The organism is Pseudomonas sp. BAV 4579 (genome assembly GCF_009765395.1).
In the GTDB taxonomy this organism is placed as follows: Bacteria; Pseudomonadota; Gammaproteobacteria; order Pseudomonadales; family Pseudomonadaceae; genus Chryseomonas; species Chryseomonas aestiva.
Window position 1 is genome coordinate 21,843 of the sequence record NZ_WHOV01000022.1, and the last position, 14,149, is coordinate 35,991.

18 protein-coding genes are annotated in these 14,149 nt (G+C 65.5%); 4 read left to right on the forward strand and 14 right to left on the reverse strand.

The features are described 5' to 3' along the window. Positions 1-25: 25 nt before the first annotated feature. Together GSQ95_RS07025 and GSQ95_RS07030 are read left to right on the forward strand one after the other, a co-directional pair. Positions 26-265: a hypothetical protein gene (locus GSQ95_RS07025; RefSeq protein WP_158896403.1), complete on the forward strand. Its 240-nt coding sequence runs from the start codon at positions 26-28 to the stop codon at positions 263-265. Between the two features lie 67 nt (positions 266-332). Next, positions 333-1,526, forward strand: a complete 1,194-nt coding sequence (locus tag GSQ95_RS07030) for a class I SAM-dependent rRNA methyltransferase (RefSeq protein WP_058765514.1) — start codon at positions 333-335, stop codon at positions 1,524-1,526. A 56-nt stretch (positions 1,527-1,582) separates the two neighbouring features. Here the strand turns inward: GSQ95_RS07030 and GSQ95_RS07035 are convergent, their stop codons facing one another. The 9 genes from GSQ95_RS07035 to GSQ95_RS07075 form a co-directional block, all read right to left on the reverse strand. Further along, on the reverse strand, positions 1,583-1,984 hold the full coding sequence (locus GSQ95_RS07035) for a Rho termination factor N-terminal domain-containing protein (protein WP_158896402.1): 402 nt from the start codon (positions 1,982-1,984) through the stop codon (positions 1,583-1,585). Positions 1,985-1,997: 13 nt separating this feature from the next. Next, the gene (locus GSQ95_RS07040) at positions 1,998-2,219 is read right to left on the reverse strand and encodes a YgdI/YgdR family lipoprotein (RefSeq protein WP_158896401.1); all 222 of its coding nucleotides are present in this window, start codon (positions 2,217-2,219) and stop codon (positions 1,998-2,000) included. Continuing rightward, entirely contained in the window at positions 2,216-2,452 is a 237-nt protein-coding gene (locus tag GSQ95_RS07045) for a hypothetical protein (RefSeq protein ID WP_133862860.1), read from the reverse strand. The genes GSQ95_RS07040 and GSQ95_RS07045 overlap by 4 nt, the downstream gene beginning before the upstream one ends. A 138-nt stretch (positions 2,453-2,590) precedes the next feature. Continuing rightward, entirely contained in the window at positions 2,591-4,639 is a 2,049-nt protein-coding gene (locus GSQ95_RS07050; RefSeq protein ID WP_158896400.1) for an AsmA family protein, read from the reverse strand. A gap of 67 nt (positions 4,640-4,706) precedes the next feature. Then, positions 4,707-5,840, reverse strand: coding sequence for an MFS transporter (locus GSQ95_RS07055; RefSeq protein ID WP_158896399.1), 1,134 nt, complete (start codon positions 5,838-5,840; stop codon positions 4,707-4,709). A gap of 20 nt (positions 5,841-5,860) precedes the next feature. Next, the gene (locus GSQ95_RS07060) at positions 5,861-6,640 is read right to left on the reverse strand and encodes a DeoR/GlpR family DNA-binding transcription regulator (protein WP_158896398.1); all 780 of its coding nucleotides are present in this window, start codon (positions 6,638-6,640) and stop codon (positions 5,861-5,863) included. A 56-nt stretch (positions 6,641-6,696) separates the two neighbouring features. Further along, positions 6,697-7,587 carry an EamA family transporter gene (locus tag GSQ95_RS07065; RefSeq protein ID WP_158896397.1) on the reverse strand — a complete coding sequence of 297 codons (891 nt, stop codon included), beginning with the start codon at positions 7,585-7,587 and terminating at the stop codon, positions 6,697-6,699. Between the two features lie 143 nt (positions 7,588-7,730). Further along, positions 7,731-8,129, reverse strand: coding sequence for a DUF3140 domain-containing protein (locus GSQ95_RS07070; protein WP_158896396.1), 399 nt, complete (start codon positions 8,127-8,129; stop codon positions 7,731-7,733). Next, on the reverse strand, positions 8,126-8,644 hold the full coding sequence (locus GSQ95_RS07075) for a hypothetical protein (protein WP_158896395.1): 519 nt from the start codon (positions 8,642-8,644) through the stop codon (positions 8,126-8,128). Before GSQ95_RS07075 ends, GSQ95_RS07070 begins: the two co-directional genes overlap by 4 nt. A 122-nt stretch (positions 8,645-8,766) precedes the next feature. On the opposite strand from GSQ95_RS07075, the gene GSQ95_RS07080 reads away from it, so the two are divergent. Together GSQ95_RS07080 and GSQ95_RS07085 are read left to right on the forward strand one after the other, a co-directional pair. Further along, positions 8,767-9,702, forward strand: a complete 936-nt coding sequence (locus tag GSQ95_RS07080; protein ID WP_158896394.1) for an alpha/beta hydrolase — start codon at positions 8,767-8,769, stop codon at positions 9,700-9,702. A 120-nt stretch (positions 9,703-9,822) separates the two neighbouring features. Beyond that, on the forward strand, positions 9,823-10,287 hold the full coding sequence (locus GSQ95_RS07085) for a hypothetical protein (protein WP_158896393.1): 465 nt from the start codon (positions 9,823-9,825) through the stop codon (positions 10,285-10,287). Between the two features lie 42 nt (positions 10,288-10,329). Here the strand turns inward: GSQ95_RS07085 and GSQ95_RS07090 are convergent, their stop codons facing one another. The 5 genes from GSQ95_RS07090 to birA all read right to left on the reverse strand — a co-directional run bounded on the left by GSQ95_RS07090 (position 10,330) and on the right by birA (position 14,071). Continuing rightward, entirely contained in the window at positions 10,330-11,622 is a 1,293-nt protein-coding gene (locus GSQ95_RS07090; protein WP_158896392.1) for an MFS transporter, read from the reverse strand. 99 nt (positions 11,623-11,721) lie between these two features. After that, a complete protein-coding gene (locus tag GSQ95_RS07095) occupies positions 11,722-12,180 on the reverse strand; it encodes a DUF3301 domain-containing protein (RefSeq protein ID WP_158896391.1) in 459 nt (152 codons plus the stop codon). Positions 12,181-12,208: 28 nt separating this feature from the next. Next, a complete protein-coding gene (locus GSQ95_RS07100; RefSeq protein WP_037006863.1) occupies positions 12,209-12,388 on the reverse strand; it encodes a hypothetical protein in 180 nt (59 codons plus the stop codon). After that, entirely contained in the window at positions 12,385-13,137 is a 753-nt protein-coding gene (locus GSQ95_RS07105) for a type III pantothenate kinase (protein WP_158896390.1), read from the reverse strand. The genes GSQ95_RS07100 and GSQ95_RS07105 overlap by 4 nt, the downstream gene beginning before the upstream one ends. After that, on the reverse strand, positions 13,127-14,071 hold the full coding sequence (gene birA, locus GSQ95_RS07110; RefSeq protein WP_158896389.1) for a bifunctional biotin--[acetyl-CoA-carboxylase] ligase/biotin operon repressor BirA: 945 nt from the start codon (positions 14,069-14,071) through the stop codon (positions 13,127-13,129). Before birA ends, GSQ95_RS07105 begins: the two co-directional genes overlap by 11 nt. Positions 14,072-14,149 lie beyond the last annotated feature (78 nt).

Sequence of the window (14,149 nt, forward strand, 5' to 3'; positions counted from 1 at the left end):
TATCCCCTGCTGCCGAGGTACCCCCATGCAGACCCTGCACCGCTACCAGATCCGCTATCGCCTCAATGGTGAGCCCCTCACCCACGAGCTTGAGAGCTTCGAGCCGGTCACCGAAGAGGAAGCCGTGCTGCAATTGCTGATCAAGCACGTCGAGGAACCCCAGGTGGTGGTCGACGCGCCTTGGGAACACCATGCCCAGCCGAGCATCGCCCGGCGCGCCCAGGAAGCCGGGCTGAGCGACATCGAGGTCAGCCAGCGGGACTGACGGCCGGCCCAGGCGGGTGGCTTTGCGCTATAATTCCGCGCTTTTGCCCCCTTCGCCGGAGACCTTCATGACCCTGCCTCGCCTGCGCCTCAAAGCCAATGCCGACCGCCGTCTGCGCGCCGGGCACCTCTGGGTGTACAGCAACGAGGTGGACGTCGTAGCCACCCCGCTCACCGCCTTCGAACCGGGCGACCAGGCCATCCTGGAAACCACCAGCGGCAAGCCGCTGGGCCTGGTGGCGCTGTCGCCCAACAACCTGATCTGCGCCCGGCTGTTCTCCCGCGACACCGGCTACCTGCTGGACAAGTCGCTGCTGGTGCACCGTTTCAAGGTCGCCCTGAGCCTGCGCGAGCGGCTGTTCGGCAGCCACTGCTATCGCCTGGTCTACGGCGATTCGGACTTCCTGCCCGGCCTGGTGGTGGATCGCTTCAACGACATCCTGGTGGTGCAGATCGCTTCCGCGACCATGGAGCGCCAGCGCGACGCCATCCTCGCCGCCCTGCTGCAGGTGTTCAAGCCCCAGGGCGTGCTGTGGAAGAACGATGGCAGCGCCCGCACGGCCGAGGGTCTTTCCAGCTACGTGGAAGTGGCCTACGGCGAGGTACCGGACTGGGTAGCGCTGGAAGAGAACGGCGTGCGCTTCGAGGCGCCGGTCCGCGAAGGCCAGAAGACCGGCTGGTTCTATGACCACCGCCTGAACCGTGCGCGCCTGGCGCCCTATGTCGAAGGCAAGCGGGTGCTCGACCTGTTCAGCTATATCGGCGGCTGGGGCGTGCAGGCCGCGGCCTTCGGCGCCAGCGAGGTCATGTGCGTGGACGCCTCGGGCTTCGCCCTCGACGGCGTGGAGCGCAATGCCACCCTCAATGGCCTGGCGGAAAAGCTGGTGTGCGTCGAGGGCGATGTCTTCGAGGCGCTCAAGGAACTCAAGGCCGGTGAAGAGAAATTCGACGTCATCGTGGCCGACCCGCCGGCCTTCATCAAGAAGCGCAAGGACCTGAAGAACGGCGAGGCCGCCTACCGTCGCCTCAACGAACAGGCCATGCGCCTGCTGAACAAGGACGGCATCCTGGTCAGCGCCTCCTGCTCCATGCACCTGCCCGAAGACGACCTGCAGAACATCCTGCTCGGCAGCGCCCGCCATCTGGATCGCAACCTGCAGATCCTCGAACGCGGTGCCCAGGGCCCGGATCACCCGGTGCACCCGGCCATCCCGGAGACCCGCTACATCAAGAGCCTCACCTGCCGTCTGCTGCCCAGCTAGGACGCCAGGCATAAAAAAAGCCGGACAGGGTCCGGCTTTTTCGTATCTCCAAAGCTTCAACTCAGGGCACGAATCAACTCGTCTTTCTTCATTCGCGAACGACCGCGAACGTTCTGCTCGGCCGCCTTCCTGACCAGCTCATCGCGAGTCATGTCGCTTAGCGAGGTGCTGCCGCCAGGCGAACGCCGCGCCGCGGCCCGCCCGCTGTTGGGCGACTGGCCCTGCCTGGTCGCCACCGCACGCCGGGCGGAATCCTTGCGATCCGCGCGCTTGGCGGTACCGCTCTTGGACTTGCCGGAGCCACTCTTTTCGCCACCACCGGACTGCTTGTTCACCGTCGCCCAGGCCCGCGCCTCGGCTTCATCCTTGGAGACGCCTTTTTTCTCGTATCTCTCCTCGATGTGCTCGGCCTTGCGTTCCTGCTTGTCGCTGTACGTGGACTTGTCGCCGCGGTGCATGGCAGTCTCCTGGCTAGTCTTCCGCCTTGATGGTGGCCACATCGGCTGCCTTCACCCGCACCTGACGACCCGCCACATCGGTGAATTCATAGAAGCCGTCAGCCGTCTTGGTGTTGGGCCTGTCCTCGGTGATGTACTGGGTACCGTCCTGCAGGGTCACCACCGTCTCGGTGGAGCAGGCCGTCAGCCCCAGCAGGGTCATGGTCAGCAGTCCACCGCTCAGCAAGCGCTTCATGGGGCTTCCGGTGCAACGCGATGGATGGAGACATCGTGCAACGCCACCAGCGCCTGACCGGACTCGATATCAGCCAGGTGAAAGCGCTCGTCGTTGATCGCATCCAGGTGCCGGCAGGCCAGTTCGCGGACCACGTCGGTGATGGGCACGTCCAGGTTGCTGATACGGTCGGTGTAACTTTCGCCCAGCAGTTTGTAGTGGATTTCGTAATGGCTATCGGTGTCGTCACGCATGAGAGGTCTCCGCGAAAAGGCTGCCCGACTCGGGTTATTTCTATAGAGCCTGGGCAACCGAGGCGGTTCTTTTCCGCCCGTCAGACGCCGCCGAACGGTCGTCTGTCAAGTATCGCGAACCGGCTCTGGCGCGAGAGTTCAACGCCCTGAGCGCATCTGCTGCAACAGGGCGCTGCACTGGGCGCCCTGCTCGTTGCTGGGCGCCACCAGCGCCAGCAGACCGGCGGCCGGCGCTGCGAAGGTGGCGAGCAGGGCCGCCGCCGCGCCGCGGGCCGCCAAGGGCAATGCCTTGACCCCCGGCGAGGGACTCTTCAGGGTGCCGCGCACATAGAGCGGCGAGCGCAGCGAGAAGATGCGCAGGCCCTTGCTGTGGGGATCAACGGTGAGATCCAGGCGCTCGCTCGCCAGGTTGATGGTGCCGGTGATGTTGATCAGGGCGTTCTCGGTGTCGAGCACGAAGACCTGGGGCTGCACCAGGCCCTTCTTGAAGTCGAGGTCGGCGACCGCGCAATTGATCTCCACCTCGTCATCGCCAAACAGCCGATCGACCAGGTAGTTGCCGACATTGAGTCCGGCCAGCTCCATCAGGCTGCGGCTGATACGACCGTCGTTCATCAGCAGCTTGAGTTCGCCGTTGCTGGTGCCGAGCAGCGCCGCCACCGAATTGCCGGTGCCACTCAGGGTGGCATCACCATTGAGCTCACCCATGCTGCGCTTCATGGTCGCCACGGTGGGGAACAGCTGATTCAGTTTGACCCGCCGCACGTGCAGATCGACCCGCCCCTGCAGCGGCGTCTTGTCGCCTTCCAGGCGCACCGTGGTGTTCAGATCGCCTCCGGCCACGCCAAAGCGCAGGGGATCAAGCAGCAGCACCCCGTCGGTCAGGCGCACATGGGTATTCAGATCGGTGATCGGCAGCTGCGCGTTCTGCACGATGCGCTTGCCGGTGAAGCGCACGTCGGCATCCATGGCGCGCCAGCGCTCGGTGCGGAATTCGGATACCGGCAGCGCCTTGTCCGCCGGCTGCTGGCTGGTCTCGCCCTTGGCCGCCTGCTGCTCCTTGGTATCGGCGCCGATCAGCGGGGCCAGGTCCTCAAACAGCAACTGATCGGAGCGCAGGGTGCCACTGAGCTTGGGCCGCGGCTTGCCGCCGGTGAACAGCACCTCGCCATGCAGATCACTCTTGCCGACCCGGCCATTGAAGTCTTCATAGCTGAAACGGGCGCCCGCCGGATCGTTGAGCTTGACCGTGAGGTGGCCGTCGGTGGCATAGGGTGCCGTCTCCGGCAGGGTGACCCCGGTCAGCGGATAGAGCTGCGCCAGGCTCTTGCCTTCCAGCACCAGGTGCAGATCCAGGGCGCCCAGGCGCCGCGGATCGGTCAGGGTGCCAAAGACCTGGACCCGGGTTTCGCCCGCCCGGGCATCGAGCTGGATGGGGAAAGGCACATCGGCGTCCTGCAGCGCCAGCAGGCCACCGATCTGGCCACGGCCACTCACCGGCACCTGCTTGTAGCTGCCGTCCACCGCCAGGGCGAACTGGAAGGGCTGGGTCTGCCTGACGTTGGAGCGCTGGCGCGAAGTGCCCTGCTTGCCCACCAGATCGGCATAGGCGATGGGCGCGTCCAGGGAGGTGATCCGCGCGCGCAGCCGGGTAGCGGTCTGGGCATCGTCGAAGCCGACCCGGCCGGCATCGAAGCCGATGGTGCCGATGTCGACGGTCCAGGCCGAAGGCTCGGCCTTGGGGTCCTTCTCGGCGGTCGCGAAGGTCCAGCTGTTGCGGCCATCGGCGAGTCGCTGGGCATTGACCACCGGCCCGCTGAGGTCGATGCGCGGGATATAGACCTGCTTGGCCAGCAGGGCCAGCGGCGAGATCCGCAACTGCACCCGGTCGAGGTGGACGAAAGTCTTTTCCTTGGCCCAATCCGGGTTGCCCAGGGTCAGGTCTTCGGCGGCGATGTGCGGGCAGGGAATCCAGGCGCGCCAACCGCCCTGATCCGGCTCGCGGTGCCAGACCACCCCCAGGTTACCCTCGATGGCGAAGGGTCGGTGCAAGGCGCTCGAAACCTGCTCGTTGATGGTCGGCTTGAGCCGATTCCAGTCGAAGGTGGCCAGTACCACCACCAGCAGGACGAACAGCAGCAGGATGATTCCCAGCAGCCAGGCGAGGATCTTGCGTGGGCGCGTCATGGCCGCCTCCTTGGATTTCCGTTCCCTCTTGGGTCTGCTCAGCGCAGCGGGGTTCCCTGGACAGCCATCATGGCGTACGTTGGCGCAGGGCGAGCAGCGCCACCGCCACCCCGATCAGGGTCAACAGCAGCAGACTGCCGCGCAGGCCTACCTGCCCCGCCACGGCGCCGATCAGCGGTGGACCGAGCAGGAAACCGAGATAGCCGGCCGTGGCGGTCATGGCGATACCCGCAGCCGGCGTCTCGGCCACCTGGCCGGCGGCGCTGAAAGCCGCCGGCACCACATTGGACAGCCCCAGGCCGACCAGCGCGAAGCCGAGGATCGCGGTCCAGGGCGTCGGCAGAAGGACCGCCAGCGCCAGTCCCAGGGTCGCCAGCAGGGCCCCGCCAACGATCACCTGGGGACCACCGAAGCGGCCGCGGATACCGTCGCCGAACAGCCGTCCCACCAGCATGGTCAGCGAAAAGGCCGCATAGCCCAGGGTCGCCACCACCGGACTCGCCCCGCCCACCTGGCCCAGGTAGACGGCGCTCCAGTCGGTCATGGCGCCCTCCAGCATCAGGCAGCCCAGGGCGATCAGTCCCAGTGCCAGGACCCGCCGATCCGGCAGCCGCAGGGCGTGACTCACCGGACTGCGATCGCCCTCGTCCAGGGCCAGGGCGGCGGGCAGCGCCAGCAGCAGCGCCACCAGGGCAGCAGTGAGCAGCACCGCCAGCGCCGAGGCGCCCAGGTGCAGCACCAGCGCCCCCAGGCCGGCGCCGAGAAATCCGCCCAGGCTGAAGGCGGCGTGGAAGGACGACATCAGCGGGCCTTTCCAGCGGCTTTCGACATCGCTGGCATGGGCGTTCATGGCCACGTCGATCAGCCCGTTGCAGGCGCCGAGCAGCAGCGCGCAAGGCAGCAGCCAGCCCAGGGATGGCGCCACCCCGGGCCAGCTCAGCACCAGCACGAAGGCCAGGATGCTCAGGCGGGTGAGGCGTCCGGTCCCGCCCAGGCGCGGCACCAGCACCCCGGCGAAGGGCATGGTCAGCAGGGCGCCCAGGGCGACCGCCAGCAGCACCAGACTCAGCTGGCCGTCGCCCAGCAGCAGATCGCGCTTGAGTTCGGGAATGGCCGCCGCCCAGCCGCCGATCCCGCAGCCATTGGCGAGAAAGACGGTAAAGGTGGCGCGACGTTGGCGACGCAATACGGCAGAGGTCATGGCGATCCTTGGGCGCGAGTCTAGCGATCGAGCGAATGCAGCTGCAGCCCGGCGTCACGATAGGGCTGCAGGCGCTCCTCGCTCAGCCCCGGTTCCAGCACCAGATGGTTCAGCTGATCGAGCCGGAGCACGTGATAGAAGGCCACGCTGTCGAGCTTCTCGGCGGTCACCGCGACGGCGACCTGGCTGCTCTGCTCGGCCACGGCCACCTTGAATTCGGCTTCTTCCAGGTCGAAGCCGGTCACGCCGGTCTCCACCGCCAGGGCGCAGGTCCCGAGGAAGGCCAGGTCGGCGCGCACGCCCCGCAGATCACGCAGCGCCCGGGCGCCCAGGCAGGCACCCGACTCCGGCGCGGCCAGGCCGCCGATCATCAGCACCCGGATCCCCGGGCGCTGCAGCAGCGCCGCGGCGATCACCGGGGCATTGGTGGCCACGGTCAGGTCGAGATCCGTGGGCAGCGCCTGGGCGATGGCCAGGTTGGTCGAGCCGGCGTCCAGCAGCAGCAATTGCCCCCGCTGCGCCAGCCTGGCCGCGGCCTGCCCCAGTGTCTGCTTGGCCGCCTCGTCCCGACCGATACGCGCCGGCAGTGCCTCCGGCGGCGTCAGCAGCGAGAGCGCCCCGCCGTACACCCGACGGCACAGGCCCTGGCGGGCCAGTTCGCGCAGGTCGCGGCGCACGCTGTCTTCGGAAATACCCCAGGTCGCGGCCAGTTCAGCCGACAGGACCCGCCCCTGTTCGCGCAACAGGGCCAGGATCGCGGCCTGGCGTTCTTCGGGAAGGTGGACGGCTGCTGCATTCATGCTGATACTCCAGGAGGACCAGCACATCATGCACAATCATTTACGATCGTGCAATATCATGCACTGGACGACGCCTTGCTCCGGGCATCCAGCCAGCGGCCGCCAAAGACATTGATCAACAGCCCGAGCATGACTGCCACGCCGCCCACTTCCTGCTGAACGGTCATCTGCTCACCCAGCAAGACGGCGGCCGAGGTCAGCCCCACCACCGGCACCAGCAGCGAAAAGGGCGCTACCTGGCCGGCCGGATAACGCGACAGCAGCCGGCTCCAGATGCCGTAGCCGACCAGGGTGGCGATAAAGGCCAGGTAGACGATGGCAAAGACCGACCCACCCGACAGCGACGTCAGCGCCGTGGTGATCTGTTGCGGGCCTTCCAGCAGCAGCGACAGGATGAAGAAGGGAATGGGCGGAATCAGGCTGCCCCAGACCACCAGGCCGAGCATGTCCACCTTGCCGATCTTCTTGGTGACGATGTTGCCCAGCCCCCACATGGCCGCCGCCGCCAGGGTCAGCAGGAACCCGGCCAGGGTCATGCTGACGCCATGTTCGGTGCCGATCAGCAGCAGGCCCAGCGCCGCCACCAGCAGCCCGACCAGACTCGCCCGGCGTACCTTCTCCCCGAGGAAGGTCGCGGCGAAGGCCAGGGTAAAGAAGGCCTGGGCCTGCAAGACCAGCGAGGCCAGGCCCGCCGGCATACCCACGTACATGGCCGAGAACAGAAAGGCGAACTGGCCCAGGGAAATGGTCAGGCCGTAGGCCAGCAGCAGTCGCCAGGAGACCTGGGGGCGGCGCACGAAGAGGATGGCCGGAAAGGCCGCCAGGCAGAATCTCAGGGCGCCCAGCAGCATGGGCGGCACGCCATGCAGGCCTACCTTGATGACCACGAAGTTCACCCCCCAGGCCAGGATGACGACCAGTGCCAGCAACAGATCCCGGGGTGCCATCGACAACTCCTTGAACGCGTTCAGATAGATAGGCGGCTACCCTACTCCTTTGTGTCCGCGCTGCGGCGTCACAGTTGCCCACAAATTCGGCCAGTCACTCTCGGCCAAAGAAAAACCGCAGCCTGGGCTGCGGTTCGTCGGGATCAGGCGCTGCGCTTGTCGCGCAGGGGGTCGTGACCCCAGTTCATCAGCGACTTGCGCCAGCGCGAGTCTTCGATGTCGCCGTCCGGTCGCTGCTTGAGATGGCGATGCACATAGCCGATGACCTTGCGCATGGCCTGGTAGTCATCGTCTTCCAGCTCGGCCTGACGCTTGCCCTTGAGCTCGAGGATGCGCTCACCCATGGCATGGCCGACCGCCTTGCCATCGTTGGCCGCCGTGACCTTCTTGCCACCCTTAGTCATGCCCACGCCCTTGCTGGTATCGCCACTGAGCCATTTGCGCAGCTGACTCGGGGTCATGTTGACCACCTGCTTGAACTCGCTGCGTACCTCTTTCTTGTCGTCCTTCTTGTCGTCGTTGGAAGCCTTCTTGGTGCTCATTTTTCACCTGCCTTTTGCAACGCCTTGACCAGTTCGTCTTTCTTCATGCGCGACCGCCCCCGCACCTCGCGGCGCGCCGCCCGCTTCATCAGCTCGTCCTTGGTCAGGCCGGCCAGGCCCGACTCGCGCGCCGCGGCCGTCTTGCGTGCCACATCGGCGGGTTGCTTGGAGTGCTGCTGGCCCCGGCGCGTGTCACGGCGCTTCTTGGCGGTGGTGCGCTGGTACTCTTCCTTGCTCAGGGAGTCCCGGGCCTTTTCCGGCAGATAGCGTTCGCCGGTCTCCTCGGACTTCTTGCCGGAGCGGGTTTCCCACTTCTCGTCGGTCCACTGCTGCAGATGATTGTCCTTGCCCTTGCCGCCCTGGTATCCACCACCGCGCTTCTGGTACTCCTGGGAGGCCAGTTGCGCCTTGCGCGCCGACCACTGACCGGGCTTGCCGCCCTTGTCGCCCTCGGTAATCTCTTTCTTCACCTTTTCCCAGAGTTCGGGATCGCTCTTCTTGGCCGTCGCACTCATGGCTCACCTCGGATTGGGGTCACTGCGGTCGCTGTCTCTAGGATGACTGTCCAACCGAAACGGGGGTTCGCGCCAGGCGACGAATGCCCCTACCCTGCGTCTTCCGGTATTCAGAGAAAGCCATGTCCCTCGCCACCCTGCTCCGTCGTCGCCTGATCCCGCTGCTCTTCGTCACCCTGCTGGTAGGGGTCGGGGTCCCCTATGGCTGCTCGGAACTGGCCTATCGCGAACGCCAGTGGGTCTTCAGCATCGAACCCGGCAACGCCAGCTGGTTCACCGGCGTACCGGAAGGCGTCCGCCAGCTCAATCTGCCGGTCCCCGACGGCCTGACCGGCACCGACTACCTGCACGCCTGGTGGTGGCCCGCCCGCCGTCCGGACGCCCCTACCCTGCTCTATCTGCACGGCACCCGCTGGAATCTGACCGCCCAGGTCCGGCGCATCGCCACCCTGCGGCAACTCGGCTATTCGGTGCTGGCCATCGACTATCGTGGCTTTGGCGAAAGTCCGGGCGACGTGCCCTCCGAACGCAGCGTCTACCAGGACGCCCGCGTCGCCTGGAAGTACCTGCAGAGCCTGCAGCCCGATCCCCGCAAGAGATATATCTATGGCCACTCCCTGGGCGGCGCCGTGGCGGTGGACCTGGCCTGGCGCATCGCCCGCGACGGCGATCCTGCGGGCGACTACCCCGCCGCGGCCGGCCTGATCATCGAATCCACCTTCACCACCCTGGCCGATGCCGCCTCGGCGGTGGTCGACACCCGCTTTCCCCTGCGCTGGCTGATGTCGGAGAAATTCGATTCCCTGGACAAGATCCCGGACATGCATATCCCGGTGCTCATCGTCCATGGTGGCGACGATCGCTATGTGCCTCCCCGCTTCAGCGAAGCGCTCTATGCGGCGGCGCGGCCGCCCAAGCGCCTGCTGCTGATCCCCGGCGGGACCCACTCCAACAGCATGGTGATAGGCACGCGCGACTACGCCGCCGCCTTGCGCGAATTGTTCGGCGGCGCTCAACTGAGTGAAGCGGAAAAGGGGCAATCATCGACGGGAAGCTAGGGACTTTTTGAAAGGCATCGACGGCGCTGATAGTCACTATCTGGCCAGTCTATTTTTTCTGGGCGCTCCTGCTCGGGATACTGAACGCACTCCAGCACAGTTTCCCCAGAGGACACCACCATGAACCTGCGTATCGCCTTCGGTTTCGCCCTGACCGCCCTGGCCCTTAACACCTTCGCCCAGGACTTCGCCTTCACCCCGAACGCTGCCACCCAGATCGCCGAGGAATCCAGCCAACGCCCACTGGGCCAGTTGATCAAGCAACAGCAGCAGCGCCTGCAGCAACGCACCCTGGCCGAAGAATCCAGCCTGCGTACCCTGGGCGAGGTCATCAAGCAGCAGCAACGCCAGCTGCAGGAACGCCGGATCGCCGAAGAGTCCAGCCTGCGCCCCCTGGGTCAGGTGATCGAAGACCAGCAACAGCGTCTCGGTGACGATGCAGTGGCCGAGGAATCCAGCCAGCGCCCCATGGGTCGGCTGATCGACCGCCAGCAGCATCGCCTGCAGGATGACGCCCTGGCCGAAAATGGCTCGGCCCAGACCCTCGACCGCCTGATCAAGGCCGGCCAGACCCGTCAGGCCTGAGCCCTACCTGTCCCTTCCTGCCCGGCCTTGCGCCGGGCTCGCCTAGCAGGTCTTCTCGCTACCCGGCCCAATGCTGGCGGGGGCCTCCACCACCATCTCCTGCGGTACTTCGTCGATGCGCGGATCCAGCGCCGCTGCCATCGGACTCACCGAATCCGGCATGGCCACGTGATGCAGTGGCGCCGCGTCCAGCCGATGCTCGCCACTGACGAACCGGGGCTGCACGAAGACGATCAGGATCAGCGCATAGGCCGAGGTCAGCACATAGAAGGTGCCGGGGCCGAAATGCTCCATGGCCGCGCCGGCCAGCAGCGGCCCGATGCAGGCACCGACGCCATAGGTGGTCAGCAGCATCGCCGACAACTCCACTCGCCGCTCAGGCTCGACGTGGTCGTTGGCGAAGGCCGTGGCCAGCGGATAGAGGGTGAACAGCAGCATCCCCGAAACGAAGCCCGCGGCCAGCAGCCAGGGATAGGGCAAGCTGATCAGCCCCCACAGCGGCACCGCCGCCAGGCACAGCAATACCGCATTGGCGCGGATCAGCTTGCAGCGATCGAGACGATCCGACAGCCAGCCCAGCGGCCACTGGGCACAGAAGCCCGCGACGATGCACAACCCGACATAGAAGCTCGACTGCGCCGTATCCAGGCCACTGCGACTGGCGAATACCGGCGCCAGGCCATAGAAGCCGCCCACCAGCAGGCCCGCGGTAAAGATGGTGACCAGCGACTGGGGTACCCGCTGCCAGAAGAAACGGATCTCCAGCGGCGCCGCCACCAGCTTGGCCGGGTGCACCCGGCGGGTCATGGCCAGGGGAATCAGGCAGGAGGCGAAGCAGATGGCGACCAGCAGCAGCGGCTTGTAGTCGAGTTGCGGATGCCAGGCCAGTAGCGCCTGGCCGATCACCAGCCCCAGGTCCACCGCCACCATGTAGCCGGCGAACACCTTGCCGCGCTGGTGATTCTCCGCCTGCTCGTTGAGCCAGCTCTCGATCACCATGTACTGATTCATCATCACCACGCCCATGACAAATCTCAGCGCGATCCAGACGTTCAGGTCATCGATCAGGGCGTGAATGAGCACCGTGACCGTGGCCGCACCGGCGCAGGCCACATAGGAACGGATGTGGCCGACGCTGGCGATCAGCCGATGGCCGAACTTGCCACCGCAGACCAGCCCGAAGTAGTAGGCCGCCATCAGGGCGCCGGTCCACAGGTCCCCCGCCCCCTCGCCGGTCAGTCTCAGACCGATATAGGTGGTGAAGAGGCCGGAGCCGGCCAGCATCAGGAGAGTAGCGAAATAGAGTGCAGGAAAGGTAACGAGAGGGCTGAACATCAGGAATCACATGAAAAGAAGCGGAAAAGCCGGAACGGACCAGCCGGAGCTGATCGTCGGGACTACGGAAGGAAAAGCTTTAGGAGATAGCGCCGGAGATCACTCCGGCTCTTGGCGCCTGCTGGTCTCGGTACGCTGGCGCTGCCGCCATTGATCCAGGTAGACCACCTGGCCATGCTCGGGCTTGGCCTGATAGGCAGGGGCCGAAGCCACCACCGAATCCGCCGCCGGGCGCTCGACCTCGGCTACCACGAAAGGCGCGAACTCGACCCTGGCCAGGGTCTTGCCGAACAGGGCCAGAGAGGCATCGAGCCGCTCTTCGCCCGTCACGGTGAATTCGAAGGCGAACAACCGCGCCAGGCGCTTGCGCCCCTTGGCATCGGCCAGCCAGCGAAAGCGGGAAAAGGCCACGGCACCATCGAGCAGCATGACCTTGCGGCGACGACACTCCTGCTCGGCCAGCAACAGCGCCCGTTCGCGAATGCCATGGGCGTGCCAGAACCACAGGCCAATGCCGACTGCGCCCAGCAACAGGCAGAGATTACCTAGCGTCAGCATCTTCGCTCCTCATCGAAGGGTACCGCCGTCACTGACGCCGTGCAGCGTCACCAGATGCCGTCTCGTTCAACAGGCGAATGTTTTCACGCTCGCCTTTGTACAGCGCCAGAGGGGCGATTTCCTTACCCAGCAATGGCACCTGCTGTTGGTGCCATATGTAGTAGAAAACGTTCAGTACCACCAATAGCAGAAACAACCAACGCATCATTCGTTCTCGAGCGGACACGCCAAAGCCAATCCAGCAAACACCATATCGGGCACGATTCGCGCGCCCGGAACGACATGTTTGACCAGTTCCGCGTCACCCCCGGTCAGAAAGATCTCGCAACCTTCGGCGAACATCTCCTGAGCCAGTTCGTACTGGGTACGGACGAATCCCTTGAGCATGTACAGACACCCACGCTCCACGGCCTCGCTGGTCGTGCGTCCCGGCGCCTCGTAGCGTTCACCACTGGCCCAATGTGGATCGTAGCGGATCCGCCGGGTATGGGTCTGCAGTTCCCGACGCATCAACGGAATCCCCGGACAGATGAACCCTCCCTGATGCTCGCCCTGGGCGTCGACCAGATCGGCCGTGACCGCGGTGCCCAGATCCAGGACCACGCAGGCCTTGCCCTCGGCCAGCCGTACCGCGGCCAGGATCACCAGCCAGCGATCCATGCCCAGGCGCTGATGATCACGATAGCCATTGCGCACGCCATTCCAGGCCTCGACCGGCACGGCCTGGTGACAGGGGATCCCGAAGGTGGCGGTCAGCAGCTCCTTGAGTTGCTGGGTCTCTTCATCACTACGCACGCTGACCAGGCGACAAACCGCCAGTGGCGGTGTATCCGGCTGGGACAAGGCCGCCACCAGGGCCTCGTCGCTGTCGACGATGCCCGTAGCGGCCACTTCGGCGCCGGCGGCGAGCAGTCGCCATTTGATCAGACTGTTACCGCAATCGAGTTCAAGAATCATGATCTAGGCTCAGGCTCAATTCGCCACCGCTGAAGGCCTGTGTCTGACCGTCTACATGCATGAGGATAGCCCCATCTTCGGCAACTCCTGCCACTGTGCCCTGAATACAGCGAACCCCCGAAGACAGGGTTACCGCTCGACCTTGCCAGCCATGATAACGCTCCCACTCCTCGCGCAGGGCGGCGAACCCGGCCTGGCGGTGAATCTGCCACAGGTTATCGATTTCCCGGAGCAGCAGGCTGGCAACCTGGTTGCGGTCCTGCAGAGCGCCCAGGGCTTCGGCCATGGAGATCCAGGGCTGATCGATGGTGTCGGCCAGACGCATGTTGACGTTGATACCGATGCCAATGATGGCCTGACAGACGTCCTGCGGATCACCCGACAATTCGATGAGGATGCCGGCCAGCTTGCGGCCACGCACCAGGACGTCGTTGGGCCACTTCAGGCAGGCATCCTCGACGCCCAGCTGTTGCAGCGTCCTGATGACCGCCAGGCCCATGGTCAGGCTCAGGGCCTGCAGCTTCTGGATCCCGCCCTGACTGGATACCACGGCGGTGAGATAGAGATTCTTGCCATAGGGACTGACCCAGGCGCGCCCACGACGGCCGCGGCCAGCCTGCTGATGCTCGGCCAGCAAGGCGAATGGAGGCAATTGCTGCTGCAGACGGCGTTGCGCTTCGGCATTGGTGGAGTCGATGGAAGCCAGGACAGCTACCGGCCAGCCGCCCTCTTGGGCGATCCGCTCGGCATCGAGCAGCGACAGGGGCTCTTCCAGGCGGTAACCCCGGCCCGGCACCTTGAACACCTCGACGCCCAGGTCATCTTCCAGCGTCTTCAGCCGCTTCCAGATGGCACTTCTGGAGACGCCCAAGGCCTCACCAAGCTCGACGCCGGAATGAAATTTTCCATCACTCAGCAGTTTCAGCAACGGCATTCCCGAACCCCGTTCGACTTTCTTCCGCTCCAAAGACAACACCCCCGCCAGAGTGATCTGAGCGGGGGTGCTGGGTGT

What these genes read in the sequence shown, in the direction of transcription:
- GSQ95_RS07025 (WP_158896403.1), top strand. Translation starts at nt 26, where the DNA reads ATGCAGACCCTGCACCGCTACCAGATCCGCTATCGCCTCAATGGTGAG.
- GSQ95_RS07030 (WP_058765514.1), top strand. Translation starts at nt 333, where the DNA reads ATGACCCTGCCTCGCCTGCGCCTCAAAGCCAATGCCGACCGCCGTCTG.
- GSQ95_RS07035 (WP_158896402.1), bottom strand. Translation starts at nt 1,984, where the DNA reads ATGCACCGCGGCGACAAGTCCACGTACAGCGACAAGCAGGAACGCAAG.
- GSQ95_RS07040 (WP_158896401.1), bottom strand. Translation starts at nt 2,219, where the DNA reads ATGAAGCGCTTGCTGAGCGGTGGACTGCTGACCATGACCCTGCTGGGG.
- GSQ95_RS07045 (WP_133862860.1), bottom strand. Translation starts at nt 2,452, where the DNA reads ATGCGTGACGACACCGATAGCCATTACGAAATCCACTACAAACTGCTG.
- GSQ95_RS07050 (WP_158896400.1), bottom strand. Translation starts at nt 4,639, where the DNA reads ATGACGCGCCCACGCAAGATCCTCGCCTGGCTGCTGGGAATCATCCTG.
- GSQ95_RS07055 (WP_158896399.1), bottom strand. Translation starts at nt 5,840, where the DNA reads ATGACCTCTGCCGTATTGCGTCGCCAACGTCGCGCCACCTTTACCGTC.
- GSQ95_RS07060 (WP_158896398.1), bottom strand. Translation starts at nt 6,640, where the DNA reads ATGAATGCAGCAGCCGTCCACCTTCCCGAAGAACGCCAGGCCGCGATC.
- GSQ95_RS07065 (WP_158896397.1), bottom strand. Translation starts at nt 7,587, where the DNA reads ATGGCACCCCGGGATCTGTTGCTGGCACTGGTCGTCATCCTGGCCTGG.
- GSQ95_RS07070 (WP_158896396.1), bottom strand. Translation starts at nt 8,129, where the DNA reads ATGAGCACCAAGAAGGCTTCCAACGACGACAAGAAGGACGACAAGAAA.
- GSQ95_RS07075 (WP_158896395.1), bottom strand. Translation starts at nt 8,644, where the DNA reads ATGAGTGCGACGGCCAAGAAGAGCGATCCCGAACTCTGGGAAAAGGTG.
- GSQ95_RS07080 (WP_158896394.1), top strand. Translation starts at nt 8,767, where the DNA reads ATGTCCCTCGCCACCCTGCTCCGTCGTCGCCTGATCCCGCTGCTCTTC.
- GSQ95_RS07085 (WP_158896393.1), top strand. Translation starts at nt 9,823, where the DNA reads ATGAACCTGCGTATCGCCTTCGGTTTCGCCCTGACCGCCCTGGCCCTT.
- GSQ95_RS07090 (WP_158896392.1), bottom strand. Translation starts at nt 11,622, where the DNA reads ATGTTCAGCCCTCTCGTTACCTTTCCTGCACTCTATTTCGCTACTCTC.
- GSQ95_RS07095 (WP_158896391.1), bottom strand. Translation starts at nt 12,180, where the DNA reads ATGCTGACGCTAGGTAATCTCTGCCTGTTGCTGGGCGCAGTCGGCATT.
- GSQ95_RS07100 (WP_037006863.1), bottom strand. Translation starts at nt 12,388, where the DNA reads ATGATGCGTTGGTTGTTTCTGCTATTGGTGGTACTGAACGTTTTCTAC.
- GSQ95_RS07105 (WP_158896390.1), bottom strand. Translation starts at nt 13,137, where the DNA reads ATGATTCTTGAACTCGATTGCGGTAACAGTCTGATCAAATGGCGACTG.
- birA (WP_158896389.1), bottom strand. Translation starts at nt 14,071, where the DNA reads ATGCCGTTGCTGAAACTGCTGAGTGATGGAAAATTTCATTCCGGCGTC.